Source organism: Streptomyces poriferorum (assembly GCF_019399235.1).
Taxonomy (GTDB): Bacteria; Actinomycetota; Actinomycetes; order Streptomycetales; family Streptomycetaceae; genus Streptomyces; species Streptomyces poriferorum.
Genome location: NZ_JAELVH010000090.1, coordinates 23,723 through 37,471, shown reverse-complemented (window position 1 = coordinate 37,471; position 13,749 = coordinate 23,723). Strand labels below are relative to the sequence as shown.

Annotated in this window: 15 protein-coding genes; 8 read left to right on the top strand and 7 right to left on the bottom strand. The window is 72.4% G+C overall.

The genetic code is table 11. The features are described 5' to 3' along the window. On the top strand, positions 1-457 hold a 457-nt coding region (locus JGS39_RS17570), incomplete at its 5' end, for a phosphatase domain-containing protein (protein WP_219570074.1). A gap of 15 nt (positions 458-472) precedes the next feature. On the opposite strand, the gene JGS39_RS17565 is transcribed toward JGS39_RS17570, so the two are convergent. Continuing rightward, positions 473-688 carry a dodecin gene (locus tag JGS39_RS17565; RefSeq protein WP_219570073.1) on the bottom strand — a complete coding sequence of 72 codons (216 nt, stop codon included), beginning with the start codon at positions 686-688 and terminating at the stop codon, positions 473-475. Positions 689-890: 202 nt separating this feature from the next. On the opposite strand from JGS39_RS17565, the gene JGS39_RS17560 reads away from it, so the two are divergent. The 3 genes from JGS39_RS17560 to JGS39_RS17550 all read left to right on the top strand — a co-directional run bounded on the left by JGS39_RS17560 (position 891) and on the right by JGS39_RS17550 (position 4,048). Continuing rightward, positions 891-2,147, top strand: coding sequence for an extracellular solute-binding protein (locus JGS39_RS17560; RefSeq protein WP_219570072.1), 1,257 nt, complete (start codon positions 891-893; stop codon positions 2,145-2,147). 252 nt (positions 2,148-2,399) lie between these two features. Then, the gene (locus JGS39_RS17555) at positions 2,400-3,206 is read left to right on the top strand and encodes a GNAT family N-acetyltransferase (protein WP_219570077.1); all 807 of its coding nucleotides are present in this window, start codon (positions 2,400-2,402) and stop codon (positions 3,204-3,206) included. Beyond that, positions 3,203-4,048: a lysophospholipid acyltransferase family protein gene (locus JGS39_RS17550; RefSeq protein ID WP_219570071.1), complete on the top strand. Its 846-nt coding sequence runs from the start codon at positions 3,203-3,205 to the stop codon at positions 4,046-4,048. The genes JGS39_RS17555 and JGS39_RS17550 overlap by 4 nt, the downstream gene beginning before the upstream one ends. Here the strand turns inward: JGS39_RS17550 and egtD are convergent. From egtD to egtA, 4 genes are read right to left on the bottom strand one after another with little or no spacing between them, the layout of a single operon-like run. Beyond that, positions 3,991-4,953 (bottom strand): L-histidine N(alpha)-methyltransferase, encoded by a 963-nt coding sequence (egtD, locus tag JGS39_RS17545; RefSeq protein ID WP_219570070.1) that lies wholly within the window; start codon positions 4,951-4,953, stop codon positions 3,991-3,993. The genes JGS39_RS17550 and egtD overlap by 58 nt on opposite strands. After that, positions 4,950-5,705 carry an ergothioneine biosynthesis protein EgtC gene (gene egtC / locus JGS39_RS17540; RefSeq protein WP_219570069.1) on the bottom strand — a complete coding sequence of 252 codons (756 nt, stop codon included), beginning with the start codon at positions 5,703-5,705 and terminating at the stop codon, positions 4,950-4,952. The genes egtD and egtC overlap by 4 nt, the downstream gene beginning before the upstream one ends. Further along, positions 5,705-7,054 (bottom strand): ergothioneine biosynthesis protein EgtB, encoded by a 1,350-nt coding sequence (gene egtB / locus JGS39_RS17535; protein ID WP_219570068.1) that lies wholly within the window; start codon positions 7,052-7,054, stop codon positions 5,705-5,707. Before egtB ends, egtC begins: the two co-directional genes overlap by 1 nt. Continuing rightward, positions 7,051-8,367: an ergothioneine biosynthesis glutamate--cysteine ligase EgtA gene (gene egtA, locus JGS39_RS17530; protein WP_219570067.1), complete on the bottom strand. Its 1,317-nt coding sequence runs from the start codon at positions 8,365-8,367 to the stop codon at positions 7,051-7,053. The genes egtB and egtA overlap by 4 nt, the downstream gene beginning before the upstream one ends. Positions 8,368-8,515: 148 nt before the next feature. Here egtA and JGS39_RS17525 point away from each other — a divergent pair, with 148 nt between their 5' ends. Next, the gene (locus tag JGS39_RS17525; protein WP_219570066.1) at positions 8,516-9,364 is read left to right on the top strand and encodes a TIGR02452 family protein; all 849 of its coding nucleotides are present in this window, start codon (positions 8,516-8,518) and stop codon (positions 9,362-9,364) included. Positions 9,365-9,473: 109 nt separating this feature from the next. Here JGS39_RS17525 and JGS39_RS17520 read toward each other — a convergent pair whose 3' ends face one another. After that, entirely contained in the window at positions 9,474-9,938 is a 465-nt protein-coding gene (locus JGS39_RS17520) for a type II toxin-antitoxin system PemK/MazF family toxin (protein WP_219570065.1), read from the bottom strand. Between the two features lie 178 nt (positions 9,939-10,116). Here JGS39_RS17520 and JGS39_RS17515 point away from each other — a divergent pair, with 178 nt between their 5' ends. Both JGS39_RS17515 and JGS39_RS17510 read left to right on the top strand, forming a co-directional pair. Further along, positions 10,117-11,139, top strand: a complete 1,023-nt coding sequence (locus JGS39_RS17515) for a LacI family DNA-binding transcriptional regulator (protein ID WP_219570064.1) — start codon at positions 10,117-10,119, stop codon at positions 11,137-11,139. Between the two features lie 336 nt (positions 11,140-11,475). Next, positions 11,476-11,718: a hypothetical protein gene (locus tag JGS39_RS17510; protein ID WP_308120487.1), complete on the top strand. Its 243-nt coding sequence runs from the start codon at positions 11,476-11,478 to the stop codon at positions 11,716-11,718. Between the two features lie 79 nt (positions 11,719-11,797). Here the strand turns inward: JGS39_RS17510 and trxA are convergent, their stop codons facing one another. Continuing rightward, positions 11,798-12,169, bottom strand: coding sequence for a thioredoxin (gene trxA / locus JGS39_RS17505; RefSeq protein ID WP_219570063.1), 372 nt, complete (start codon positions 12,167-12,169; stop codon positions 11,798-11,800). Between the two features lie 115 nt (positions 12,170-12,284). Here trxA and JGS39_RS17500 point away from each other — a divergent pair, with 115 nt between their 5' ends. Next, positions 12,285-13,733, top strand: a complete 1,449-nt coding sequence (locus JGS39_RS17500) for a dihydrolipoyl dehydrogenase family protein (RefSeq protein WP_219570062.1) — start codon at positions 12,285-12,287, stop codon at positions 13,731-13,733. Positions 13,734-13,749 lie beyond the last annotated feature (16 nt).

Here is a 13,749-nt window from a genome sequence, read left to right as displayed (position 1 = left end):
CGACCTGGACGGCACCCTCGCGGACACCGCCCACCGCCAGCACTTCCTGGAGGGCTCCCGGCGCGACTGGGCCGGATTCTTCGCGGCCGCCCCCGCTGACTCGCCGCTGCCCGAAGGTGTGCGGCTCGCCGTGAGCAGCGCCGGGGAATGCGAGGTCGTCTACCTCACGGGGCGGCCGGAGCGCTGCCGGAAGGACACCGTGGCCTGGCTGGCCCGGCATGGGCTGCCCGAGGGGCCGCTCCACATGCGGCGCAACGACGACCGGCGGCCGGCCCGCAGGACCAAACTGGAGACCCTGCGACGACTTGGCCGGGACCGCGCGGTGCGGATGCTGGTGGACGACGACGAGCTGGTCTGCGACGCGGCCGAACTGGCCGGAGTCACGGTGGTACGCGCCCGCTGGGCGATCGCCTCACCCGCCCTGAAGGACGCGCAGGAGCGCGAGGGGCGCACCTGACCGGGGCCGGAGCCGTCACTCCGGGTCGTCGAGCCGGAAGCCGACTTTCAGGCCGACCTGGTAGTGCTCGATCCGGCCATCCTTGATTTGTCCGCGGACCTGTGTGATCTCGAACCAGTCGAGATTGTGCAACGTTTCGGAAGCTCTTGCGACGCCGTTGCGGATTGCCGCGTCGACGCCGTCATGGGAGGTTCCTACGATCTCTGTGACGCGATACGTGTGGTTTGACATGGTGTGTCTCCTCTCGCCCTTACCAAGGTGCCCCACCTCGGTGAGGTTCGCGAGAGATCGCGAGGTGTCGGTCTGTCCGGAACCGCCCTTGACCAAAGGATTGGTCCATACCAAAATCCAGCCACGCCCGTGCGAGCGCAGCCCGCAGTCCCCCACACCGGGTCCGCAAGTCTGTCCTGCCGTTTCGCAGAAGGTGACCCCCGTGAAGAACCGCATGCTCGTCGGAGCCATTGCCCTGATTTCCACCGTCGCGCTGGGCGGGTGCGGAATGATGCCGGGCTCGGGTGGTCCGGGCGGCAAGAAGGTCACCGTCTGGCTGATGAAGGACAGCGTCACCAGCGACTTCCTGGACCGCTTCAAGGAGTCGTACGAGGACGAGCACTCCTCGGTCGAACTGGAGTTCAAGATTCAGAGCTGGAGCGGAATCGGGCCGAAGGTTCTCGAAGCGCTGGGCGGCAAGGACACCCCGGACGTCATCGAGGTCGGCAACACCCAGGTCGCCCAGTACGCGGAGAGCGGCAACCTGCGAGACCTCACCCTGGAGTCCATGCGTGACCTGGGCAGCGAGGACTGGCTGCCCGGTCTGGCCGAGCCGGGCAGCATCGGCGGCGTCCAGTACGGAATCCCCTGGTACGCGGCCAACCGGGTGGTGATCTACAACAAGGACCTGTTCGAGGAGGCCGGCATCAAGAGCCCGCCGAAGACGCGCGAGCAGTGGATCGCGGACAGCGAGAAGCTGAACCGGAACGGCAACCAGGGCATGTATCTGCCGGGCCAGAACTGGTACGTGCTCGCCGGATTCATCTGGGACGAGGGCGGCGAACTCGCCGGTGACAAGGGCGGGGACTGGCAGGGCGAGCTCGGCACTCCGGCGGCGCTCAAGGGCATGGACTTCTATTCCGAACTGCAGGCGCTGGGCAACGGCCCCAAGGACGCGGACGAGGAAAAGCCCCCGCAGAGCGACGTGTTCGCCAAGGGAGATGTCGCACAGATCATCTCCACCCCCAGCACCGCGACCCTGATCGAGAAGGCGAACCCGGAACTCAAGGGAAAGCTGGGCTACTTCCCGATACCCGGCAAGTCCGCGAAGGCGCCCGGTTCCGTATTCACCGGCGGCTCCGATCTGATCATTCCGCAGAAGGCGGACCAGCGCAGCGCGGGATTCGAGGTCATCAAGGCACTGGCCGGGGCGAAGTGGCAGGAGGAACTCGCCAAGGCCATGAGCTACGTGCCCAACAAGACCTCCCTGGCCCACGTCATCGAGGGCGAGGAGAGCACCGCCGCGATGGCCGCAGGCGCCGCACGGGGCCACGCGACCCCCAACTCGCCGCAGTGGGCCGCGGTCGAGGCCGCCAACCCGATCAAGCCGTACATGACGGCGGTCCTTCAGGGCGGGGACCCGGCGACCGAGGCGAAGACCGCGTCCGAGAGGATCACCGCGCTCCTCGCCGGCAGCTGACGCGGCAACCGTCGCACGGCCTCGTGGGAGAGGGCGGGAAGTCGTCGCGCAGTACGGAATCCAGCCGTCGGACGGCCTCATGGGGGAGGGCGGGGCCGTCGCGCAGCACGGGATTCAGCCGTCGCACATCCCCGCTCCCCATGGCGGACACGTCGAATCCAGCCGGTCACGGAAGAAGTAGGAGTGTCCGGGTCCTCGCGGCCGCGCGAAGGCCCGGCAGCCGCCCCTGCCGACCCGTCCCCGGAGTCCGTCATGCATGTGCTGCCCACCGCCTCCCCCCTCGCCCCGTCCGTCCCGGTACAGCGGCCCGACCCTGCGGCCCCGCCGCGCTACCGGGTCTCCCTCGCCGTGGACCAGGCGGAGATACGCGCCGCCCAGCGCCTGCGCCACCAGGTCTTCTCCACCGAGTTCGGCGCCCGGCTGGACGGACCCGAACCGGGTCTGGACAGCGATGCGTTCGACGCGTACTGCGACCACCTCCTGGTGCGGGAGACGGCGACCGGCGAGATCGTCGCCACGTACCGGCTGCTGCCGCCCGAACGCGCACGCATCGCCGGACGCCTCTACGCCGAGAGCGAGTTCGACCTCACCCGGCTCGAACCGGTCCGGGACGACCTGGTCGAGGTCGGCCGCTCCTGCGTCCACCCGGCCCACCGCGACGGCGCCGTCATCGCCCTCATCTGGGCCGGCCTCGCCCGCTACATGGAGCGCGGCGGGCACAACTGGCTGGCCGGCTGCTGCTCGATCCCGCTCTCCGACGGCGGGGCGGCGGCCGCCCGGGCCTGGGAGACCGTGCGGACGAAGCACCTGGCGCCCGAGGACTACTGGGTCGCGCCGCACCGCCTGTGGCAGCCCCCGGCCGGGCTCCCGGACGGCCCCGGAGGACTCTCCTCGCTCCCGCCCCTGCTGCGCGGCTATCTGCGCCTGGGCGCCCGCGTCTGCGGGGCACCGGCCCACGACCCCGAGTTCAATGTCGCAGACCTGTACGTCCTGCTCTCGTTCCGCGCCACCGACCCCCGCTACCTGCGCCACTTCCTCTCGCTCGCCCCCCAGCAGTGAGCGCCTGGCTGCCCGTCTCGCCCTGCACCCCGCCCGGCTGCGCCACCCACGACGGCTCGGCCCGGCACCCGCTCACGGCGGCGGCCCTGCTGCTCGCCGGCTGCGCGCTCACACTCACCGGCGCGCTGTGTACCCCGCTCGCCCTGCTCCTGGGCCGGGCCGCCCGGGAGCGGGTGACCCGGGGCTGGGCGTACGGGGTGGTCCGCGCCTTCGGGGTCCGGGTGCGCGTCGTCGGCCGGCGGGATGCGCACGGGGGCGGGCCGGGGGTCCTGGTCGTCGCCAACCATGTGTCCTGGCTGGACATCCCCCTGGTCGCGGCCGTGTGCCCCGGCCGGATGCTGGCGAAGAGCGATATCAGGCACTGGCCGCTGCTCGGGCCGCTGGCCGCGCTCGGCGGCACACTCTTCGTCGAGCGCGAACGGCTGCGCGCCCTGCCCGCGACCGTGCGCGCCCTGGCATCGGCGCTGCGGGGCGGGGCGCGTGTCGTGGTCTTCCCGGAAGGGAGCACCTGGTGCGGCCGCGGACCCGGCGGCAGGTTCCGGCCCGCCGCCTTCCAGGCGGCGATCGACGCCGAGGCCGCCGTCCAGCCGGTCCGTATCCGCTACCTCGGCGCCCCCGCGGGGCGCCGGGCCCCGGCGGGAGCCGCCGCCTTCGTGGGTGACGATCCGCTGGCCGCCTCCCTGTGGCGGGTGGTGCGGGCGGCCGGGCTGACCGCCGAGATCCGCGTCATGGCGCCGATCCCGGCGGGCAGCGTCCAGGGCCGCCGCGAACTGGCCGCGCTGGCTCAGTCCACGGTGGCCAGCGACAGCGCGAACCTGCCTGCCGAGTCGGTCCACCACTGACTCAGCCGAAGGCCCGCAGTGGCGAGTTCACCGCGCACACCGTCCTTGCGGAACTTCGCCGACACCTCCGTCCGCATCTCCTCACCGTCCTCGAACGGCACCAGCAGATCCAGTTCCGGGATCTTCACCGTGAGCGCCCGGCGGGCCCGCAACCGCATCTCGATCCACTCCTGTCGCGGGTTCCACCGGGCCACATGCTCGAAGTCGTCCGGCGCGAAGTCCGCACCCAGCTCCCGGTCGACGACCGACAGGACGTTCCGGTTGAACGCGGCCGTCACTCCGGCCGCGTCGTCGTACGCCGCGACCAGCACCTTCTCGTCCTTCACCAGATCCGTCCCCAGCAGCAACGTGTCACCGGGGGACAGCATCGACCGCACCGACGACAGGAACCCCGCACGCTCGGCGGGCAGCAGATTGCCGATGGTGCCGCCCAGGAAAGCCACCAGCCGCGGGCCGGGAGTGTCCGGCAGCGACAGGTCCGCGGTGAAGTCGGCGATCAGCGCGTGCACCGACAGCTCCGGACGCTCCTTGAGGAGTGCGTCCGCCGCACCGCGCAGCGCGCTCTCGCTCACGTCGACCGGAACGTAGCTGTGCAGGTCCGTGAGCGCGTCCAGCAGGTGCCGGGTCTTCTCCGAGGAGCCCGATCCCAGCTCCACGAGTGTCCGGGCACCGGACGCGGCCGCGATCTCGGCCGCCCGGTCGATCAGGATCTCCCGCTCCGCGCGGGTCGGGTAGTACTCGGGCAGCCGGGTGATCTCCTCGAACAGCTCACTGCCGCGGGCGTCGTAGAACCACTTGGGCGGCAGCGTCTTGGGTTGCTGGGTCAGACCGTGGAGCACATCGGCGCGCAGCGCCGCGTCCGTCGCGTCCAGCGGCAGGGTACGGGTCAGCAGAAAGGGACTCACTGGGTGGGCTCCTTGAGCGTGGTCAGCAGGACTTCGGCGCGGGTCGCGGTCAGCAGTGTGCGGTCGGGGGCCTCCTGCCAGCGCGGATCGTCGTCGTACGGCTCCGAGGCGACGACCGCGTGCCTGCCGGGCTCGGTCAGGTACCAGAGGGTGTCGCCCCACGCCGTCGCCACGATGGTGCGGCCGTCGGTGAGCAGCAGGTTGAGCCGGGATCCGGGCGCCGCCCCGGCCACCTCGCGCACGGTGGCGGCGACCGCGTCCGGGAGCGCGTCGCACGCCGTCAGGCGGTGCTGGATGAGGGCCCACACCAGCGCGGAGTCACAGCGGGCGGTGAGGCGGAGCAACGCGGCCGGGGGCAAGGCCGCGGCCAGCGGTGCCACGGACCCGGGCCAGCCCTTCACCGCGCCGTTGTGGCTGAAGAGCACATCGCCGCCGCGGAACGGCGCGGCCGCCGCCTCGCCGTCCGGGTCCGCCTCGGTGGCGTCCCGGACCGCGGCGAGCAGGGCGCCGCTGCGCACCACCCGGGCCAGGTCGGCGAAGGTCTGATCGCCCCATACGGGCCCCTGGCGGCGGTACCGTCCCGGCACCGGGTCCCCGTCCGCGTACCATCCGACACCGAAACCGTCCGCGTTGACGGTCCCGTACCGCTGCCGGCGCGGCTCCCAGGACTGGCGCACCAGCGAGTGCACCGGCTGGGTCAGTACGGAGCCCAGGGGTATGGGCGGTCCCACGTAGGCGATATGACGGCACATCACATGTCCCTGGCGGTACGGAAGCCGGCGAAGATCTGCCGCCGCACCGGAAGGTCCCAGTTGCGGAACGTCCCCCGGCACGCCACCGCGTCCACCGCGAACGAGCCGCCGCGAAGCACCTTGTGCTCCGGGCCGAAGAACACCTCCGAGTACTCGCGGTAGGGGAACGGTGCGAAGCCCGGATAGGGCAGGAAGTCGCTGGACGTCCACTCCCACACGTCGCCGATCAGCTGCCCGGCGCCCGAGGGGGCGCGCCCGGCCGCGTACGCCCCCGCCGGTGCGGGACGCAGATGGCGCTGCCCGAGGTTGGCGCGCTCCGGCGTCGGGTCCTCGTCGCCCCACGGATAGCGCCGGGAGCGCCCGGACGCGGGGTCGTGGCGCGCCGCCTTCTCCCACTCCGCTTCGGAGGGCAGCCTGCGGCCGGCCCAGCGGGCGTACGCGTCCGCCTCGTACCAGCTCACGTGCAGCACCGGCTCGTCCGCCGGGACCGGCTCGGTCACCCCGAAGCGGCGGCGCAGCCACTGCCCGGCGTCCCGGTGCCAGAACAGCGGGGCCGTCAGCTCGTGGTCACGCACCATCGCCCATCCCCCGGGCTGCCACCATCGCCGCTGTGTGTAGCCGCCGTCCTCGATGAACGCCCGGTAGGCGCCGCAGGTCACCGGCGCGGTGTCGATGAAGAAGCCGGGCACCTCGCGCCGGTGCGCGGGCCGCTCGTTGTCGAGCGCCCACGGCTCGGTCGACGTACCCATGGTGAACGGGCCGCCGGGGACCAGGACCTCCGGTGGCGGGGTGGCCGCGCCGGCCGCCCGGGGTGGTTCCGGGGCAGTCAGTACGGCCGGGCCCGAGCGCAGCTGATGGGTGATCAGCATGGTCTCGTCGTGCTGCTGTTCGTGCTGGGCGATCATCCCGAAGACGAAACCGGACCGTACCAGCGGCCGGTCGCCCAGGGGCGTCGACTCCAGTACGTCCAGGGCCCGGCCGCGTACCTCCGAGGCGTACGAGCGGGCTTCGGCCGGCGCCAGCAGCGGCAGGGAGGGCCGGGTGGCCCGGGGGTGCTCGAACGCGTCGTAGAGGCCGTCGATCTCCGGGCGCATGGCCTCGCGGCCCGCGACGCCGCGCAGCAGCCACAGCTCTTCCTGGTTTCCGATGTGCGCGAGGTCCCAGACCAGGGGGGACATCAACGGGGAGTGCTGTGCGGTGAGTTCGTGGTCGTCCACGCTGTCGGTCAGGATTCCGGTCCGCTCGCGGGCGGTGAGGAGCGCGGCGAGCGCGCGCTGCCGGAGCGCCTCGGGATCCTGGACGACCGGGTCCTGCGGGCCGTACGGCGAAGGTGCGGGGGATTCGGTCATGAGAGGGTCCCCTTCGGGTGGACCGAACCGAGGTGCCGGTCCGTGGTGAGCAGATCCCGCAGGTCGTCGGCCGGACATCGGCCCCGTGCGACATAGCGGTCCCGGAAGCCGGCCACCGCGTCCAGCACCGTCTCCGTCGCTCCCCTGCGCGGCAGCGCCTCCAGCGCGAGGTCGAAGCAGATGGCCGCCGCCGCCCGCAGTTCCGGATCGGCCAGCCCGTCGCGGGCGGCCCCGGCCCAGAGCGGATTGCGCGGCGCGGCCAGCGGGCCCGCCGTCTCGGCCAGGGGTTTGACGGTGCGGTACACGGTCTCGGCGGCCTCCGGGTCGTCGAACAGGGCCGTGGTGACGGCGAGCGGGACGAGCCAGCCGTCGTCGCCGGGCTGCGCGTCGATCATGCGCAGCTCCAGATGTCCGCGCGGGCGTACCGGCGGGAACAGCGTGGTGATGTGGTAGTCGAGATCGGCCCGGACGGGGCGTCGCGGTTCCCCGCGGCGGATCCAGTCACGGAAGGTGAGCCCCTCGGGCACCGCCCAGGGCCCCTCGTCGGCCCTGATGCACAGCACGGGCGTGTCGAGCACATGGGCGGCCCAGGTGTCCCGGGGCGGCAGCTGCCAGGCCGGGGCCAGGGTCCGCAGCGGATCGAGGTCGGCCCACAGCGACTGACGCGCCGACCGCCACGGCGCGGGCTTCCCCAGCCGAAACGGCGAGTTGGCGAACGCGGCCACCAGGACCGCGCCCAGCAGATGGGACAGCTGCCAGCGCCGCCCGTATCCGAGCGGTCCCGGCTCCTCCTCTCCGGCGTCCAGGCAGACCTGGACGGAAGCGGTCGTGCACATCATGGCGCGGCCCGCAGGTCCCGACCGGTCGAACGCGATCTCCATGGCGTCGTAGCGGGGCTGATGCAGCAGCCGGCGCGGCGGATGCCAGGGGTCGACGCCGAACCCGGCCGGAGCGAGGCCCAGCCGGCCCAGCGTGTCGCGTACGGCGACGAGATCGGCGGCCGTGTCGTTGATGCAGGCCATGAGCGAGTCGGCGGGGCGCGAGCTGAGCTCCAGCTGGCCGCCGGGTTCGAAGGTGAGCGCCGCGTTCAGGGGCAGCGCCCCGACGGCCTTCGCGGCCGCTTCGAGACGGTGGTGAGCGACAGGCACGTGGGGCCGGTCACGATCGTGGAGGAGCCATTCGAGCTCGACCCCCACGATGCGGGGCGGTCCTGTCTTGAAGCAGATACAGCGCAGTAAATCCTCCGCCTCGCCCTCGCCGATGGGCGTGGCCTGTCCGGGCGGACCATGTTCGCCAGGTGTGTCGGTTGACATGCCGGGCCTCCTGTTCCGGTGCGACCGTCCTACCCAAACCCCTGCACGGGGGATCGCACAAGGGTGCCCCTGTGCGCAGGAAATTCACTTGCGTCCATGCCGTGGGGTCGTTGACGATGCCCCGTATGCACCATAAGGGGGAGGACCGGTGAGCGCCCGGCTGCGCGCCATCGCGCGAGAGACCGAGGCCATCGTCGAGGCGGGGCACTACCGCGCACCGCAGGGCCGCGAGGTCAGCATCGAGCGTGCGCTGACCGCCGCCCTCTCGGGTACCGGGCTGTACGGGCCGGAGCCGCTGCACGTGGCGGCACTGGACGGGAACCGGACCCCGCGCATCGAGGTCACCGGCGAGAGCAGCCTTCAGGCGGCCGCCCGGATGACCGGCGAGGGCCCGGGCAAGGTCGCCGTCCTGAACTACGCCTCCGCGCGCAACCCGGGCGGCGGCTATCTCAACGGGGCGCAGGCGCAGGAGGAGGCCCTGTGCCGCGGCTCCGCCCTGTACGCGACGCTGCTGCGGGCCCCCGAGTACTACGCCCACCACCGGGCCGAACGCAGCGCCTTCTACACCGACCGGGTCATCCACTCACCGGGCGTGCCCGTCTTCCGGGACGACCGCGGCCGGCTGCTGGACACCCCGTACACGGCGGGATTCCTCACCTCGCCCGCGCCCAACGCCGGAGTGATCCGCAGCAGGACCCCGGAATCGGCCCGCCTCATCCCCGCCGCGCTCGCCTCGCGCGCCGAGAGGGTGCTGGAGGTCGCGGCGGTACGGGGCTACCGCAGGCTGGTGCTGGGCGCCTGGGGATGCGGCGTGTTCCGGAACGACCCGGCAGAGGTGGCGGGGGCCTTCGGCGCCCTGCTCACCGGCGGCGGCCGTTTCGCGGGCCACTTCGAGCAGATCGTCTTCGGCATCCTCGACCGCAACGCCGATTCGCCCACCAGGGCCGCGTTCGGCCGTGCGTTCGCCGCCGAAGGCCAACCCTCAGGCTCACGTTGAGCCATAGGGTTCGACGTCGGCGGGCTCGCCGTGGCTGGACCGTTCGGGTCGGCGCGCCCGCCACGGCCGTACCGGTGAGGCACGGCCGTGACGGGCGCGGACACGCCGCTCAGCGCCAGCCGTAGCGCTCCCGCATCCGCTCGACGACCAGGTCGAACCTGTCCCGGTCCAGTGCGCACGCCTCACGCCGCATGCCGTCCTCGTGCACCCGCAGCACCCGGTCCAGGTCGACCCACGACGGACGGCCCGAGCTGTCCCAGGGGCCTGCTCCCAGTGCCACCCATTCCCGGTCCTGGTCGTGCTGCTTGCTGGACAGCTGTACGGCGAGCAGCGTCCCGGCCGCCTCACGGGCGACCACGAGAACCGGACGGTCCTTGCCGCGCCCGTCGTTCTCCTCGAACGGCACCCAGGTCCAGACGATCTCGCCAGGATCGGGGTCGCCGTCGCGGTCGGGGGCGTACGAGGTGCGGACCGGACCCACGTCGTGCGGGTCGGCCTGGGAGGTGGCGGTGGGGCCGGCCTGACCGGGGAAGGCGGCCGTGTCATTGCTGTCGCTGCGGTGCTGGATGGTCATCGCAACACCGTAGGACCTGCACGGCCCCTCGCGTGGAGCGGGTCCGCCGTACGGGTCGCGGACCACGGGCCGTACCCCCTTGCTTCCGGCGCGGTCCGGACCTCGACCCGAGACTGACACCCGGTCAGGGCCCCGGCGCGTTCCCGTGCCGAACGGGTCTGGAAGACTGCCCGACGCCATGAGTCAGTTAACCGAGCAGCCCGCCGAAGGCCCCGTTCCGACCAGCGCCGACGTGGCGCGGCTGGCGGGCGTCTCGCGGGCCACCGTGTCGTACGTGCTGAACAACAACACGGCCGTGAGGATCAGCGATCCGACCCGCCGCCGGGTGCGGGAGGCCGCCACCGAACTCGGCTACGTACCGCATGCGGCCGCCCGGAGCCTGCGCGCAGGACACTCGCGCATGGTGCTCCTGCCGACCGCGCACCTTCCCTCCACGCCGCTGCACCACCGCTTCCTGCACGGGCTGGAATCCGGTCTGCGACGCCTCGACTACACCGTCGTCCAGTACGGCTCCATCGGCCTCGACCCGGACGACGCCGCCCGCGCCTGGGCCGAACTGCGGCCCGTGGCCGTCATCGCGCCCGGTTCGGTCCCCCTCGCCCCGCAGGGCATCGCCGTCCTCCGGCGCTCCGGCGCGAAAGCGGTGATCACCCTCGGACCGCAACCGGTTCCCGGCGCCCACGCGCTGATCACGGATCAGCGGGAGGTGGGTGCCAGCGCTGTCCGGCACCTGCTGGAGCGCGGCCGGCACCGGATCGGCGTGGTGATGCCGGCGGAAGCCGGTCCCGCACTGTTCGCCGGCCCCAGACTCGCGGGTGCCCGGCGGGCCGCCGCGGCCGGCCGGGCCCGGGTCGAGGAGCTCCCGCTGCACTACACGGAGGAGTCGGCGGCCGCCCTGGCCGCCCGCTGGAGCACACTCGGCCTGGACGCCGTGTTCGCGTACGACGACGCCTACGCGATGCTGCTGATGCGGGCCCTCCAGGACGCCGGGATCCAGGTGCCCGAGGACACCGCGGTGGTCGGCGCGGACGACTCGATGCTGGGCAGGCTGCTGAGGCCCAGGCTCAGCAGCGTACGGATGGAACTGGCCACGGTGCAGCCGCTGGCCGACCTCGTCGACCGGCTCGTGCGGCACCCCGGGACGGAACCGGAACGGCATGACCTGCTGCGGGCCCGGACCGTCCACCGCGAGTCCAGCTGAACCGGCCGCCAGCGCGGCGACATGCGCGGCGGACGCCCCTTGCCTAGCGTCATGACCATGAGTCATCCGCAGAGTTACGAGATCCTGCTGGTCCCCGCGTTCACCGACGTCAAGGGCACGGCGGACAAGGGAGCCGGGACGATGGCCTCCGGCGCCGGCCATTCCGGTACCGGCGACGCGGCCGCCGAGGATCAGGACACCGGGGACACCGAAGACACCAGGGACGCGAAGGACGAGAAGGAAGCGCAGGACACGCAGGAAGCGGCGGCCGGGAACGGCACGGCCGCCGACGACCAGGACACCGGGGACACGGTGGACGCGAAGGACACCGAGGACGTGGCGGCGGAGAACTCCGGCAGCCACGCCGCAGGGAGCACCCGCCCCGGCGCGGCCATCCGCTCGGCGGTCGTGACCGCCACGGGGGAGACGGGCGAGTCGGGCTACCCGCGGTATGCCGGCGAGGGGATGGTGGCGGACATCGACCCCGCGACGCACACGGTCCAGGCCCTGCTGATCGACGGATCGGAGCTGGACTACGGGCTCTCGGTCCGCGTCTCGGAGCGCGACACGGACGGCTGAAGCCGCCGGGCTACCGGCACAACGGCGCTCAGGGCCCGGCGGTCACCGGCCGGGCCCTGGCGCATGCGCGCGCGGGAGCCTACTTCTGCTCCTTCTGCTGGTCCTCGATGGACTTGCGGACCTCGTCCATGTCCAGCTTCCTGGCCTGACCGATCACGTCCTCCAGAGCCGCCTCGGGCAGCGCGCCCGGCTGCGAGAAGACGGCCACGTTGTCCCGGACGATCATCAGCGTCGGGATGGACCGGATCTCGAAGGCGGCAGCCAGCTCCTGCTGCGCCTCCGTGTCGACCTTGGCGAAGACCAGGTCCGCGTGACGCTCGGAGGCCGAGTCGTAGACCGGCGCGAACTGCCGGCACGGGCCGCACCAGGATGCCCAGAAGTCGATCACGACGAACTCGTTCTCACTGACGACCTCATCGAAGTTTTCCTTGGTGAGCTCTACGGTGCTCATGTTCTGCTACCTCTTCCTGTGCCCGTTTCGACGTGTCCGGGACAACGGTGCCTGTGCTTGCGCTATTCCGCCTGCCCATGTGGCCGCCTCGCACACCCATGACCAGAATGGGCCCATGACACAAGCTGTGGAGCCTGCCGAGTACGACGTCGTGGTCATCGGTGCCGGTCCGGTGGGTGAGAACGTGGCCGACCGCGCCCGGGCCGCCGGGCTGAGCGCCGCGATCGTGGAGTCCGAGCTCATCGGCGGCGAGTGCTCGTACTGGGCGTGCATGCCGAGCAAGGCCCTGCTGCGCCCCGTCGTCGCCCGCGCGGACGCCCGCCGCGTCCCGGGCCTCGCCGGAGCCGTCCAGGGCCCGCTCGACACCGCCGCCGTGCTCGCGCACCGCGACACGTACGCCTCGCACTGGAAGGACGACGGCCAGGCCGCCTGGCTGGAGGGGGTCGGAGTCGACATCCACCGGGGCCACGGCCGGCTGACGGGCCCGAAGGCGGTCACCGTCACCGCGCCCGACGGCACGGAGCGCCGGCTCACGGCCCGGCACGCGGTGGCCGTGTGCACGGGCAGCCGGGCCGTCGTACCCGACCTGCCGGGCATCGACGGGGCCCGCCCCTGGACCAGCCGGGAGGCGACGAGCGCCAAGGAGGTACCCCGCCGTCTCGTCGTCGTGGGCGGGGGAGTGGTCGGCGTGGAGATGGCCACCGTCTGGGGCGCCCTGGGAGCCGAGATCACCATGCTGGTCCGCGGCAAGGGGCTGCTGCCCCGCATGGAGCCGTTCGCCGGTGAGCTCGTCGCCGAAGCGCTGACCGACGCGGAAGCCGATATCCGTACGGGTGTCTCGGTCACCTCCGTACAGCGCTCCGCACCGGACGGACCGGTGACCGTCGCACTCGACAACGGCGAACAGATCGAGGCGGACGAGATCCTCTTCGCCACCGGCCGCGCCCCGCGCACCGACGACCTGGGCCTGGAGACGGTCGGCCTGGAGCCGGGCTCCTGGTTCACCGTCGACGACAGTTGCCAGGTCGAGGGCGTCCCCTGGCTCTACGCCGTCGGCGACGTCAACCACCGGGCGCTGCTGACCCACCAGGGCAAGTACCAGGCCCGGATCGCCGGCGCGGCCATCGCCGCGCGCGCCCAGGGCGTCCCCAACCCGGATACGGGCCGCTGGGGTGCCCACGCCGCCACCGCCGATCACGCGGCCGTCCCGCAGGTCGTCTTCACCGACCCGGAGGCCGCCTCGGTCGGCCTCACCCTCGCCGAGGCGGAACAGGCCGGCCATCGCGTCCGGGCCGTCGACTACGACCTCGCCTCGGTCGCCGGCTCCGGTCTGTACGCGGACGGTTACCGGGGCCGGGCGCGCATGATCGTCGACCTGGACCGGGAGATCCTGCTGGGGGTCACCTTCGTCGGCCCCGGCATCGGCGAACTGCTGCACTCGGCGACGGTCGCGGTCGCGGGAGAGGTCCCCCTCGACCGCCTCTGGCACGCGGTGCCCGCGTACCCGACGATCAGCGAGATCTGGCTCCGGCTGCTGGAGACGTACCGGGACGGGGGATCGTGAACCACGTGCGGCCTCC

Excerpts from the sequence above, each read along its gene's own strand:
- JGS39_RS17565 (WP_219570073.1), bottom strand. The coding sequence starts at position 688 with ATGTCAAACCACACGTATCGCGTCACAGAGATCGTAGGAACCTCCCAT.
- JGS39_RS17555 (WP_219570077.1), top strand. The coding sequence starts at position 2,400 with ATGCATGTGCTGCCCACCGCCTCCCCCCTCGCCCCGTCCGTCCCGGTA.
- egtC (WP_219570069.1), bottom strand. The coding sequence starts at position 5,705 with ATGTGCCGTCATATCGCCTACGTGGGACCGCCCATACCCCTGGGCTCC.
- egtB (WP_219570068.1), bottom strand. The coding sequence starts at position 7,054 with ATGACCGAATCCCCCGCACCTTCGCCGTACGGCCCGCAGGACCCGGTC.
- egtA (WP_219570067.1), bottom strand. The coding sequence starts at position 8,367 with ATGTCAACCGACACACCTGGCGAACATGGTCCGCCCGGACAGGCCACG.
- JGS39_RS17520 (WP_219570065.1), bottom strand. The coding sequence starts at position 9,938 with ATGACCATCCAGCACCGCAGCGACAGCAATGACACGGCCGCCTTCCCC.
- JGS39_RS17515 (WP_219570064.1), top strand. The coding sequence starts at position 10,117 with ATGAGTCAGTTAACCGAGCAGCCCGCCGAAGGCCCCGTTCCGACCAGC.
- trxA (WP_219570063.1), bottom strand. The coding sequence starts at position 12,169 with ATGAGCACCGTAGAGCTCACCAAGGAAAACTTCGATGAGGTCGTCAGT.
- JGS39_RS17500 (WP_219570062.1), top strand. The coding sequence starts at position 12,285 with ATGACACAAGCTGTGGAGCCTGCCGAGTACGACGTCGTGGTCATCGGT.